The 10,150-nt window shown below is 71.6% G+C and carries 21 protein-coding genes; all 21 read left to right on the top strand.

Features of this window, described 5'->3' with window-relative positions; genetic code table 11:
- Positions 1-13: 13 nt before the first annotated feature.
- The 21 genes from OFY01_RS07445 (at position 14) to OFY01_RS07345 (ending at position 10,048) form a co-directional block, all read left to right on the top strand.
- Complete coding sequence (locus OFY01_RS07445; protein ID WP_266597540.1) at positions 14-310, top strand: hypothetical protein; 297 nt, start codon at positions 14-16, stop codon at positions 308-310.
- A 48-nt stretch (positions 311-358) separates the two neighbouring features.
- Entirely contained in the window at positions 359-1,726 is a 1,368-nt protein-coding gene (locus OFY01_RS07440) for a hypothetical protein (RefSeq protein WP_266597539.1), read from the top strand.
- Positions 1,723-2,022: a hypothetical protein gene (locus OFY01_RS07435; RefSeq protein WP_266597538.1), complete on the top strand. Its 300-nt coding sequence runs from the start codon at positions 1,723-1,725 to the stop codon at positions 2,020-2,022. The genes OFY01_RS07440 and OFY01_RS07435 overlap by 4 nt, the downstream gene beginning before the upstream one ends.
- A gap of 20 nt (positions 2,023-2,042) precedes the next feature.
- Positions 2,043-2,240, top strand: a complete 198-nt coding sequence (locus OFY01_RS07430; protein WP_266597537.1) for a hypothetical protein — start codon at positions 2,043-2,045, stop codon at positions 2,238-2,240.
- Between the two features lie 48 nt (positions 2,241-2,288).
- The gene (locus OFY01_RS07425; RefSeq protein WP_266597536.1) at positions 2,289-2,540 is read left to right on the top strand and encodes a hypothetical protein; all 252 of its coding nucleotides are present in this window, start codon (positions 2,289-2,291) and stop codon (positions 2,538-2,540) included.
- Positions 2,537-2,980, top strand: coding sequence for a hypothetical protein (locus tag OFY01_RS07420; protein ID WP_266597534.1), 444 nt, complete (start codon positions 2,537-2,539; stop codon positions 2,978-2,980). Before OFY01_RS07425 ends, OFY01_RS07420 begins: the two co-directional genes overlap by 4 nt.
- Positions 2,977-3,231, top strand: coding sequence for a hypothetical protein (locus OFY01_RS07415; protein WP_266597532.1), 255 nt, complete (start codon positions 2,977-2,979; stop codon positions 3,229-3,231). Before OFY01_RS07420 ends, OFY01_RS07415 begins: the two co-directional genes overlap by 4 nt.
- Before the next feature lie 76 nt (positions 3,232-3,307).
- Positions 3,308-4,054 (top strand): VWA domain-containing protein, encoded by a 747-nt coding sequence (locus OFY01_RS07410; protein WP_266597530.1) that lies wholly within the window; start codon positions 3,308-3,310, stop codon positions 4,052-4,054.
- A 121-nt stretch (positions 4,055-4,175) separates the two neighbouring features.
- Positions 4,176-4,541 carry an HU family DNA-binding protein gene (locus OFY01_RS07405; RefSeq protein WP_266597528.1) on the top strand — a complete coding sequence of 122 codons (366 nt, stop codon included), beginning with the start codon at positions 4,176-4,178 and terminating at the stop codon, positions 4,539-4,541.
- 3 nt (positions 4,542-4,544) lie between these two features.
- A complete protein-coding gene (locus tag OFY01_RS07400; protein WP_266597526.1) occupies positions 4,545-5,027 on the top strand; it encodes a WhiB family transcriptional regulator in 483 nt (160 codons plus the stop codon).
- Complete coding sequence (locus OFY01_RS07395; RefSeq protein WP_266597525.1) at positions 5,024-5,593, top strand: hypothetical protein; 570 nt, start codon at positions 5,024-5,026, stop codon at positions 5,591-5,593. Before OFY01_RS07400 ends, OFY01_RS07395 begins: the two co-directional genes overlap by 4 nt.
- A 10-nt stretch (positions 5,594-5,603) precedes the next feature.
- Positions 5,604-5,846, top strand: coding sequence for a hypothetical protein (locus OFY01_RS07390; RefSeq protein ID WP_266597523.1), 243 nt, complete (start codon positions 5,604-5,606; stop codon positions 5,844-5,846).
- A complete protein-coding gene (locus tag OFY01_RS07385; protein ID WP_266597521.1) occupies positions 5,843-6,055 on the top strand; it encodes a hypothetical protein in 213 nt (70 codons plus the stop codon). Before OFY01_RS07390 ends, OFY01_RS07385 begins: the two co-directional genes overlap by 4 nt.
- Positions 6,056-6,058: 3 nt before the next feature.
- The gene (locus OFY01_RS07380; protein WP_266597519.1) at positions 6,059-7,285 is read left to right on the top strand and encodes a hypothetical protein; all 1,227 of its coding nucleotides are present in this window, start codon (positions 6,059-6,061) and stop codon (positions 7,283-7,285) included.
- Between the two features lie 3 nt (positions 7,286-7,288).
- Positions 7,289-7,579: a hypothetical protein gene (locus tag OFY01_RS07375; RefSeq protein WP_266597517.1), complete on the top strand. Its 291-nt coding sequence runs from the start codon at positions 7,289-7,291 to the stop codon at positions 7,577-7,579.
- Positions 7,576-7,818, top strand: a complete 243-nt coding sequence (locus OFY01_RS07370; protein ID WP_266597515.1) for a hypothetical protein — start codon at positions 7,576-7,578, stop codon at positions 7,816-7,818. The genes OFY01_RS07375 and OFY01_RS07370 overlap by 4 nt, the downstream gene beginning before the upstream one ends.
- Before the next feature lie 2 nt (positions 7,819-7,820).
- Positions 7,821-8,087: a hypothetical protein gene (locus OFY01_RS07365; RefSeq protein WP_266597513.1), complete on the top strand. Its 267-nt coding sequence runs from the start codon at positions 7,821-7,823 to the stop codon at positions 8,085-8,087.
- The gene (locus tag OFY01_RS07360; RefSeq protein ID WP_266597511.1) at positions 8,084-8,305 is read left to right on the top strand and encodes a hypothetical protein; all 222 of its coding nucleotides are present in this window, start codon (positions 8,084-8,086) and stop codon (positions 8,303-8,305) included. The genes OFY01_RS07365 and OFY01_RS07360 overlap by 4 nt, the downstream gene beginning before the upstream one ends.
- A complete protein-coding gene (locus tag OFY01_RS07355) occupies positions 8,292-9,050 on the top strand; it encodes a WhiB family transcriptional regulator (RefSeq protein ID WP_266597509.1) in 759 nt (252 codons plus the stop codon). Before OFY01_RS07360 ends, OFY01_RS07355 begins: the two co-directional genes overlap by 14 nt.
- Positions 9,043-9,495, top strand: coding sequence for a hypothetical protein (locus OFY01_RS07350; RefSeq protein ID WP_266597507.1), 453 nt, complete (start codon positions 9,043-9,045; stop codon positions 9,493-9,495). Before OFY01_RS07355 ends, OFY01_RS07350 begins: the two co-directional genes overlap by 8 nt.
- Positions 9,482-10,048, top strand: a complete 567-nt coding sequence (locus tag OFY01_RS07345) for a hypothetical protein (RefSeq protein ID WP_266597505.1) — start codon at positions 9,482-9,484, stop codon at positions 10,046-10,048. The genes OFY01_RS07350 and OFY01_RS07345 overlap by 14 nt, the downstream gene beginning before the upstream one ends.
- Positions 10,049-10,150 lie beyond the last annotated feature (102 nt).

Raw genomic sequence — 10,150 nt, 5'->3', positions numbered from 1 at the left:
GCCGGAGGCATCCATGACCAGCGTGAACATTGCGGGCCTGGACCGGGCCGCCGTACTGGCCGCGCTCTACAACGCGTCCAAGCCGCAGGGACTCGGGTTCCTGGACCCCCGCTCGATCGCACCGATGACGGCGCAGCGCGCGGCGGAAGTCCTCGCCGAGGCAGGCCAGGACCCGTACTTCGATTACCTGCAAGGCCGCGTGATGAAGATCCGCCTGAGCGACGAACTGGACCCGCGGCTGTACGACCGCGACAACGGCGACGGCGCCTGCGCGGCCGCTATCGACGGCCTGCGTAACGCCGCCAGCTGACCGCATCCCCGCACTGCTCCCGCCAGCTCCGGAGAGGAGGTGACCCCCATGCCCCAACGCGTCCGTGTGCCGCTACGCGTGATCGTCGGCTTCTACAGCGACGCCACCGTGTCCGTGTACACGAAGGTCGCCGCCCTGGAGCGGCGCAAGACCGGCTGCGAGGCCGGGGTCGCCTACCTCGCCGCGCTGCTCGGCATATCCCGGTCGACCGTCGAACGGGCCCTGACCGAGCTGATGCGCCCCGCGCCGGACGACGACATCGCCGAGGTCACCAGCTACCGGCGCACCCTGCCCGGCGGCACCGGAACAACCGCCGTACGCCGCGTACGCGCCGTCGGCCGGACCGAACACGGGGCATGGGTGCCCACCCGCGCGGCCGAAGCCCTCAACCCGCGCCAGCTGCGCGCGTACGCCGCCCTGTCGTACGCCACCGCCACCGGCCACCACATCACTCTCACCGACCTGGGCAGCCTGCTCAGGCACCGGTCCGGGAAGAAGGCCGGCCAGCCCCTCGACCCGCGATCGGTGCGCCGCATCCTCCGCGTCCTGGAGGGCCTCGGCTGGATCAGCGTCGACCGGCGGGCGGGATACCGGGGGCGGCACGTGTACACCGTGCACGACGAGCCGGTGCAGCCTCCTCTCACTGCGGACTCTGATGAGGGATCGGGTACGGATCTTGGTGAGGGGTCCCTCGCGTCTAAGGAACACCCCCAGACTGACTCACCGGACGAACCACCGGCCGGTGGTTCCATCCGCCGGAGGCGAACTACCGGTAGTAGCGCGCGACCGGCCGTGGAAGACCTGCCACGTACGCCGACGTTCCGCCGCGCGCCCGAGCGGCCTGAGGCGACATTCGCTCCGCGGATCTGGCGAGTCCTGGAACCGGTGAAGCTGCTGCTTCCGGGCCTGTCGCCGTACGTGGTGCGGGAGCTGGCGCGGGAGATCGGCCGCCAGCTCGACGAAGGCCAGGAGCCCGAGCGGCTCCGGACCCGGCTTCAGCTTCGGTTCGCCTCCACGGAGACGATCCGCGATCCGGGCCGGTGGCTGCTTGGCGCCGCAGTAGTTCGCCGCGGCTGCGGCCTGACCGCGTGCGAGTCCGGGCGGATCTGGCACACCGGCGTCCGGTGCGACGTGTGCGCACGCGACCGCGCTGCCGCCGCCAAGCTGCGCCGCATCGAAGCCGAACTCGCCGAGCGGGAACGGCAGCTCGGCATCGACATCCCCTACCGACTCGCCGACGGTCAGCGTCCGCCTCGCCCGCCCGGCCCGCACCGCCCCGGCCACCCGCGCCCGCCCGGCCGCTGGCACGAGTGCGACGCCTGTCGGGCGCCCTCGCGCACACCGCTGCCCGGCGGCGTGTGCCGCGCCTGCCGACCACCGGACCTGACGACCCTGCTGAGGAGGCTGCCGATATGACCGACGTGCCATGCCCGGCCACGCCGCAGCTGCTCGCGCTCACCGCGGCCTGCCGCCCCGACTGGTCGAGCGACCAAGTCCGCGACGTCCTCGGGCAGGCCCGCACCGAGGGCATGACCTGGGGTCACGTCCTGGTCGTCGTCGCCCAGCTGATCGCCGACCCCGACGCCGAGCCCCCCGACCTGCTCGCCGCCCGACGCGAGCTGTGGCGCCACCGTCGGCGGCCGCCCGGCCCCGAGACCGCCCACAGAGGCGCCGCCGCTGTCCGCGCGGCCCTCACCACCCGATCCGACTGACCCCTGAAGGGCTACTCGCGATGACCCACTCCAGCACCCGAGCCAAGACGGCTGGCCGACTCGTCGGCTTCGCCGTGGAGATGCCGCCGCTCGCATACGTCGCGCTCACCGGCCGCGCGCCGGGGTGGGTGCGCGCCTGGCTCGTGGCGTGTCTGGCCGTGTGGCTGGTCAGCGTGATCGTCACCGCAGCCGTCCACGAGGCCCAGCAGAGCAGCTGAGCGCCTCGACCCCACCCGACAGCATCACCCGACCGAAAGGAGACGGCGATGACCGCAACGACGCACATCGCCGCACACGGCCCGCTGACCCACGTGCGCACCTGGTGGTACGACTTCCGGCTCAAGCACTCCCGGCGCGTCCAACAGGTCGTCTTCCAGCGGCTGCACGACAGCCTGCCCCTGGACGACCCCGACCGGTACGCCATGGAGCCCCCGGCCCTGGAGCACGCCCTCCAGCACCTGGTCATCGACCACCCGGACGCCGTCACCTCAACCGACGGCATCGGAGGTGCGGCATGAGCGACGCGACCGCCGCCCACAGGGCCGACATCGCCACGCGCGATGCGCTGCGCGATCAACTGCGCGCCGTGACCGGCCACCGTCTCGCCGAGGTACGCGTCACCCTCGTCCGCTGGGACGAAGGACTTCGCTGGGTTGTCCTCGCGCTCACCACGGACCCCCGCCCGCCGTTCGGGCACCGCGAAGTGCCGCTCCACGGCAGCCAGCATCACGACATCGCGATCCTGCTGCGGGACACGTTCCCGGCCGCCGACTGGAGCACCGGCCAGGACTACGACGTCGAGACCGGCATCCTGCGCACGCACATCGTGCGCCTCCCCGACTGCCTGCGCGACGACGACTTCCGCGAGTCCATCGCCAGCGAACTCACCGAGTCGTTCGACCGCTTCGACCGTCGCATCGGCCCTCCCCGCTCGACCCGCACCGCGAGGCACGCATGAAGATCCCCAGCATCATCCGCAGGTGGCGGACCCGCTTCAACGACGCCCAGACCAACCGGCTCCGCGCCCAACTCGCCAGCGAGAAGGACCGCACCCGGAAGCTCGACGAGCGCCTGGCCCAACTCCAAGCCGCCAACGAAGCCGCCGACCGCCAACTGCGCGAGCACAGCGGCGGCGCGCGCTTCGACCCCACCCAGCCATTCGGCAGCCAGCCTCACGTCCCGCTCGCTCAGGAGCAGGCCGGGGCATGACCCAAGACCCCGCCCGCCGCCGGGTGACACCGGCCCCGGCGGCGGGCGGCACCACTTACACCAAGGAGAAACACCCGTGTTCCACCGCAAGAAGCCCCACACCGCATCCCCGAACGCGACGGCGGCGCCCCCTACCACCGCCGTCCCGACCGAACTCGTCTCGCTCGTCAAGACCGCGGGCATCTCCCTGACCAAGGCAGGCATCCCCGCCGGGCAGCGGGCCGCCGTATACCTGGTCATCGACCGCTCGTACTCGATGAAGGCCTACTACGCCAACGGCAGCGTCCAGAAACTCGCCGACCAGGTGCTGGCCATGTCCGCGAACCTCGACGACGACGGCACCGTGCCGCTCATCATGTTCGACAGCCAGCCATACCCGACCGTCGACATCAGCCTCGACCACTACCACGGCGCCGTCGCCCAGCAGCATCAACTCCACGGCGGCGAACACTCCATGGGCGGCACCCAGTACACGATCGCGATGCGCGCCGTCATCGCGCACTACCTCGACGCCCGCACCACCGACCCGGCACTGGTCATCTTCCAGACCGACGGCGAGCCGCAGGACCACGACGCCGCCCGCCTCCAGCTCGCGCAGGCATCCAAGCTGCCGATCTTCTGGAGCTTCGTCGGCTTCGGCCGCAACGAGGTCGACTTCCTCAAGCAGCTCGACTCGATGGGCGGCCGGCTCGTCGACAACGCCTCCTACTTCCACGCCGGGGCGCTCCCGTCGACGCTGCCCGACCGCGACCTCTACGACGGCATCACCCGCGAACTCGGCTCCTGGCTGACGGCCGCCCGTGACAAGGGCCTGCTGCCGTGACTGGTCGACGGCGGAGCTGCCCGGCGCGAGCACGGGAGAACTGCCCGGTCTGCATGCAGCCCCACCCCTGCTCGTGCGGGGCCCCAGTCCACGCGCCCCACTTCAACTCCCGGAGGAACATGTGAAGAAGAAGCCCACACCCGTCAAGAACCGTCTGAACACGACCCAGCTCATCGCGGTCGTCGCCGCCGACCTCGGCACCGACCCGGCCGCCGTACGGGACACGGTCATGGCCACGTTCGACGCCATCGCCCGCGCCAACGCCTCCGGCCACGACGTGGCGATCACCAACTTCGTCACGTTCATCTCCCACCGCGTCAAGCGCACCAAGCGACGCAACCCGCAGACCGGCGACACGTTCACCGCGCCCGCGCACCAGGTCGTCCGCGTCCGTGTCTCTCCGACCCTCGCCGACGCCGTACGCCGCCGTGACCGCAAGGTCACCATCCGCAAGGCGCCCAAGGGCGCCCGCACGCCCGCGGAGTGAGCCATGAACTACACCGGATCCGTCCCCGACACCGCGGGCCGCCGCCTCGACTGGATGGCGCACATGGCCTGCCGCGACCAGGACCCGAACCTGTTCTCCGAGAAGGAACACGAGCAGCAGGCGCGCATCATCTGCGCGGTGCACTGCCCGGTCCGGGCCCAGTGCCTCGCCAACGTGCAGCGCTTGGAGCACGGCGAGCCCGAGATCCGCCGTGACGGCGTCGTCGCCGGACTCACCGCACACGAGCGGTGGCGCCTCGACGCCGACGCCCCCGGCCACGACGCCGACAAGCCGCCCCTCGTCTTCACGGGTGCCCCGCCGAGGTGCGGCACTCAGGCCGCGTTGCTGCGGCACCTGTGGCTCGGCGAGCGCATGGACCCGGAGTGCTGGAGCGGCGAGGTGCGGCGCGAACGCCTCAACCGGGTTGCCGGGGCCGCCCACGGCCCGAAGCCGCCCACCGCCCACCGCCTGAGGGCAGCTTCATGAGCCGCGGCGTGCCGCGCGCGGACATCGTGGCCATGCTCGGCGAGGGCCACTCCAACACGGCCATCTCCCGAGCGCTCGGCTGCGACCGGCACCGCGTCGCCGACATCCGGCGCGCCCTGAACCTGCCGAACGCCGTACCGCAGCCGCTCACCCTGGAGCAGAAGTGGCGCAGCCTGACGCGCCCGCTGGAGGGCGGCCACCTGGAGTGGCTCGGCGAACGCGTCGGAGCAGCCCGCACGCCCGTCATGCGCTACAAGGAGCAGTCCTACAGCCCGGCCGCGATCGCGTTCACGCTCCAGCACGGGCGGCAGCCTGAGGGCCAGGTGAAGGCCGAGTGCGGCATGCGCCAGTGCGTCGCACCGGCCCACGTCGAAGACCAACCGGGTCGCCTGCGCCTGCGCGCACAGCTGCGCCGCATCCTCGGCAGCCGCGAACCCAAGACGTACTGCGTCCACGGCCACCACCAGGCGCTGCACGCCCGGCTCTCGCCCGACGGACGCACCGCCTACTGCGCGGCGTGCAAGACCGAACAGAAGAACCCCCACCCGGCACCCACAACCGCCTGAAGGGCGTCTCATGTCCACCCTCATCCTCATCGCGATCGGCATCGCGCTCGTGGCCATCATCGGCCTCGCCTTCGGCCTGTCCGACCGCTGGTTCGCAGCCCTCCTCGCCCTGGCCTGCCTCCTCAGCGGCATCGACGCCGTCTACCGCGGCCTCACCGGGTGGGCGGCGGGGTTCCTCCTCTCCGGCGCGATGTTCGCCGGGGCGTCCGTCCACGCCGTGTACACGGCCAGCCGCGCCCGGAGGCAGCAGTGACGCCGGCCCAGGTGCTCACCGTCTCCGCCCTCGGCGGCTTCGCAGCCGTGCTGGGGCTGTCCGTGCTTGCCGTCGTCGCCCTCTGCCTCTTCGCCGCAGCCACCCGTCTCGTGGAGGTGCACGAGCGACACCGCCACCACCGGCGGGCCCTGAAAGACGGGCGCCGACGCCTCGAAACCTTCACCACGATCGACGACCTGAAGGACTGACCGATGCCCCACCCCATGCCCCGCCTCTTCGTCCTCCGCCGCGACCAGGACGTGACAGGCGTCTCCGGCCGAGGAGATGTGGCCGACGGCGTGCAGTGGCCGGACGGCACGGCCGTCCTCCGCTGGCGCGAACGGCCTTCCACCGCCGTGTGGGACAGCCTCGACCTGATGCTGTCCGTCCACGGCCACGATGGCGCCACCCGCGTCGTCTGGGCCGAAGACGAAGCCCAGGCACGCCACGACTTCACAGCGAGCATCCTCAATGCGTACGACCTGCCCGCGTCCGCACTCGGCGCCGAGGCGGAACGGGCTTACCTGCACCGGCAGATCCTGCGGACCATCACGGCCGCGTGGGAGACGGCACAGGCATCCCACGGCGAGGCTAAGCGCGCCCGCGCGGACCTCACCGACGCAGTCATGCCGATCGTCGGCCAGGTCCTGGACCAGCGCGACCGCGCCCAGGCTGCTGCCGGGCGCGCGTACCAGCTCGCCGACCGCTGGCGGGCAGCGCACGGCGCCGCCATGTGCCCCGTGCGGGCCGCCGGCGTCGAGCTCCGCGACGAGCTGGACGGCAGGTTGGAGCGAGACGACGACATGGACGACGTGCGTCGGCACTACCTCAGCCCTGACATGCAGCCGTGCACGAAGCAGTACGGCCGGGCCGAGCGGCAGCGGTACGGCTGCAATGGCCCCGATCCAGTCGACCAGGAGCCGCCGAACCAGGGCCCGTTGACGGGCATCGAGGTTCGGGACCCGTGCCCGTACTGCGAAGGGTGCCCGCTCATCCCGCGCGTGCTCATGGACGGCCACATTCGCGAGCACCACCAGGACGTCGTCCTTGCCAGCCACGAGAACGGCAGCCCGGCAGCGAACGAAGCGACCGGGGCGCCGACGTGTGAGGAGCATGACGTGATCGAGTGGGCCTGCATTCCCAACCGGCAGACCGGCGAGACCCTCCACTACAAGCGAGTGCGTCCGGGACTCCGTATCGACTTCACCGGCAGCTCACTGCACAGCGCCGACCTCGACGACGACACCCGGCTCGGCGCCAACGACCACCAGGCATGCCCGTACTGCACCGGCGGCCCACAGTTCCTTCGCAGCGAGCTGGGCGCGCATGTGCAGGAGAAGCACGCCCGCGTCCTGGCCGCCCTCGCGGTCGGCGCCCTCGACGAGCAGCTCGCCGACCCCGAGACCCGTTGCACCCTCCCGCACGAGATGGAGACCTGACCCGTGAACCCGATCGTCCGACGCTGGGGAACCAGCCCGGTTCAGCGTGGCAGCGCCAGCGGTGCCACCTGCCCAGACGTCCTCGAACTTCGCTCCAGCGACTTCATGGTCATCGGCAAGGCGCCCGGCGTGCCCCACGTCACCGCCGCAGAGCTGCGTGAACACGGCGCCGGGATCGGTCCGGGCGAGCAAGCCGTCATCATTCCGCGCGACGTCATGCTCGCCGCTGCCCGGCAGATCGTCCAGGAGTGGGCCGTCCTCAACACCGCCGAACTCGCCAAGGAGCACGAGTGATCTGCCGCCCCTGCATGGAGGCCGCCGACGGCGTGCCCGGCGCCCGCCACTGCGACGAGACCGGCGGCCCGTCCTGGGCGTGCGCCTGCCAGCACCGCACCGACCGACACAGCACCGCAGCCCGCGGTCCCGCCGACGACTCCGTGACGACCACGCTCGTCGTCCGCACCCAGCCGGACGCGCCGCTCACCGCCGAAGCCGTTCGAGACATCCACCGCCGCGGCGTCGGGAGGCGATGACCATGGCCCGTCGCATCAAGGCCGCCGACGTCGAACGGCTCCTCACCGACCAGGGCCACGGGTTCAGCGAGTTCGAGGCAGGAGAGTGGGACCCCGGCTTCCGCGTCGCCCAGGCCGGACCCCGACAGGTCAACGTCTTCTACGACGGGCCGGGCGAGGCCGACCAGCTCACCGCCATCACCACCGAACTGCGCGCCAAGGGCCTCCACGTCGTCGCCACCCAGCAGGACCGCGGCGGTCGCCGACGGCTGGAGGTGACCCGACCGTGAGCGACCAGATCGACCGGCTGCTGTTCCTCGACGACTTCGAACTCTGCCTCACAGGCGGCTGCTTCGCCTGCGGCCTCGAAGCCGATCAGATGTGCGTCGCCTGCGGCCTCTGTAACTGCGACCGCCATGACACGTGCACCCGGGAGCCCTCCGAGAGGACCGCAACCCCAAGCGGGCCGCCCGCGAACTCACCACCGACGAGCCATGACCACCGCTGAGCCGTACACCTCGGACTGGCGGCAGCAGGCCGCCTGTGCGGGCCAGGACACGGACCTCTGGTTTTCCACCAACCCCATCCGGGCCCGGAGGATCTGCCGTGGCTGCCCGGTCCGGCCCGAGTGTCTGTACGACGCGCTCCAGACCGAGACGCCCTCGACTGCGCACGGTGTCCGCGGCGGGTTCACCCGCACCGACCGACAGAGCTTGCCCGCCCTGCCCGGCACGAAGTCCGAAGCCATCGCCGCGCTCCGCGAGTTGCCGCCGCCCCAGGACGTCACCCCACCAGACGAAAGGACCCCCCAGCCCATGAGCGGTACCCAGACCCCGCCCAGCCCGGCGGAGCCGAAGCAGCCCGCGCCAGCCACCGACCCGGCGAAGCTGCCCGTTGGCCGGCTCCTCAAGTGGGGTGACGAGCACCCCGCCCCGTCGGTTCAGGACCAGGCGGCCCGCGCCCGCGCGGCTCTCGCGGGCCTGCGCCAGAAGTACGCCGACGAACAGGAGCTGGCCGCCCTCACCTCGGAGGCCGAGCAGCTGGAGAAGCGCCTCGCCGAGCTGCACGCCCGCAGGGAGGAACTATCGCCCGCCAGGTCGAAGAAGACCCGCAGGCCTGTCGACTACCCGGCCGCCGAGGTGCGCGCTTGGGCGGCAGCGACCGGCTACGACTGCCCGCCCGTCGGGCGCGTCCCGAAGAAGATCGTGGACGCCTGGCGGACCGCACAGGGCAAGGAGACCGCCGATGCCTGACCGCACACAACCCCGTCGTCCGCTTGCTGTCGGTGACATCATCCACGGCTTCGCACACGGCGCCTTCGGCCGCGACCACTACGACTGCGTCCACATCGAAGCTGTCGGCCCCGACTGGATCGTCGCGCGCGACCCCGACGAGAAGTGGAGCGATCCGTCGTTCACCTCCGGGCGCCCCGCCCTCGAACTGTGCCAGCAGGCGCGTGACGAGCCCTGCCCACGAGATACCCCGTGCCCCCTCGCAGACACCCCTGCACTGCTTACGTCGAAGGCTGACGAGAACTGGTGCCCGTGCGGCCACACGGTCGGCGACATGGAGCGCTGCATCGCTGGCCGCATCTACGGGCCGTGCAGCTCACCGGGCTGCGGAGGCGTGTGCGAGCACCAGGCCGACTGCACGTCGCGGCGCTGCCGCTGTAAGGAGGCCGCCGATGCAGACGCTTGACGACCTGGTCGCCGACCTCGTGGACCGCTACACCGGCGACGAGGAGCACCCCGGCGACGGCGAACCCGGCCTCATCTACCGCCTGGACACGCTCGGCCTGCGCACCCGGCAGCCCCGAGATGGCGGGCATGCGCCTCCCGGCTCCAGGCCGCCGACGTCGCTGGAGGCCGTGTCCTGGTCGCAGCGCATCAAGACAGAGGCCATCAGCCTGGACATGCGGCTGCGCGGCTCGGCGCGGACACAGCCGTGGCACCGGGCGTTGAAGGCGATCCCGCCGGGCGCCGAGAACGCCGGCCGGGTGCCAGAGGTGATGCGTGTGGTGGGCCGCTGGCACGGCACCGTGCTCACGGTGCTCGGTCTGCGGGGGCCGTCGGTGCACTTCAGGCACGCGCTGTGCCTGGCCTGCGGTCAGCGGACGGTGTACGGCCGGGCGGACAGTGACCGGCCGCGCGCGTGGTGCATCAACGACGAGTGCGACGACGGCGAGACGGGCCAACCGGCGCGGTACGAGGGGGCGCGAATGTATCTGCTGACGGAGTCCCGGGTGCCGTGACCTGGGCGGCACCTTAGGGCGGGTGATCGCCAACGGGTGTGGGCGAGAGAGAAGTTGTCAAAGAAAGTACGACTCACCCCTTGTAGTGAGTCGTACTTTCTC

Source organism: Streptomyces beihaiensis (assembly GCF_026274175.1).
Taxonomy (GTDB): Bacteria; Actinomycetota; Actinomycetes; order Streptomycetales; family Streptomycetaceae; genus Streptomyces; species Streptomyces beihaiensis.
The sequence above is the reverse complement of the archived record's forward strand: the minus strand, read 5'-3'. Positions and strand labels throughout refer to the sequence as shown.

Bases quoted from the DNA above. Each gene is read 5' to 3' on its own strand.
- OFY01_RS07445 (WP_266597540.1), top strand. From the start codon at position 14: ATGACCAGCGTGAACATTGCGGGCCTGGACCGGGCCGCCGTACTGGCC.
- OFY01_RS07440 (WP_266597539.1), top strand. From the start codon at position 359: ATGCCCCAACGCGTCCGTGTGCCGCTACGCGTGATCGTCGGCTTCTAC.
- OFY01_RS07435 (WP_266597538.1), top strand. From the start codon at position 1,723: ATGACCGACGTGCCATGCCCGGCCACGCCGCAGCTGCTCGCGCTCACC.
- OFY01_RS07430 (WP_266597537.1), top strand. From the start codon at position 2,043: ATGACCCACTCCAGCACCCGAGCCAAGACGGCTGGCCGACTCGTCGGC.
- OFY01_RS07425 (WP_266597536.1), top strand. From the start codon at position 2,289: ATGACCGCAACGACGCACATCGCCGCACACGGCCCGCTGACCCACGTG.
- OFY01_RS07420 (WP_266597534.1), top strand. From the start codon at position 2,537: ATGAGCGACGCGACCGCCGCCCACAGGGCCGACATCGCCACGCGCGAT.
- OFY01_RS07415 (WP_266597532.1), top strand. From the start codon at position 2,977: ATGAAGATCCCCAGCATCATCCGCAGGTGGCGGACCCGCTTCAACGAC.
- OFY01_RS07400 (WP_266597526.1), top strand. From the start codon at position 4,545: ATGAACTACACCGGATCCGTCCCCGACACCGCGGGCCGCCGCCTCGAC.
- OFY01_RS07395 (WP_266597525.1), top strand. From the start codon at position 5,024: ATGAGCCGCGGCGTGCCGCGCGCGGACATCGTGGCCATGCTCGGCGAG.
- OFY01_RS07390 (WP_266597523.1), top strand. From the start codon at position 5,604: ATGTCCACCCTCATCCTCATCGCGATCGGCATCGCGCTCGTGGCCATC.
- OFY01_RS07380 (WP_266597519.1), top strand. From the start codon at position 6,059: ATGCCCCACCCCATGCCCCGCCTCTTCGTCCTCCGCCGCGACCAGGAC.
- OFY01_RS07365 (WP_266597513.1), top strand. From the start codon at position 7,821: ATGGCCCGTCGCATCAAGGCCGCCGACGTCGAACGGCTCCTCACCGAC.
- OFY01_RS07355 (WP_266597509.1), top strand. From the start codon at position 8,292: ATGACCACCGCTGAGCCGTACACCTCGGACTGGCGGCAGCAGGCCGCC.
- OFY01_RS07350 (WP_266597507.1), top strand. From the start codon at position 9,043: ATGCCTGACCGCACACAACCCCGTCGTCCGCTTGCTGTCGGTGACATC.
- OFY01_RS07345 (WP_266597505.1), top strand. From the start codon at position 9,482: ATGCAGACGCTTGACGACCTGGTCGCCGACCTCGTGGACCGCTACACC.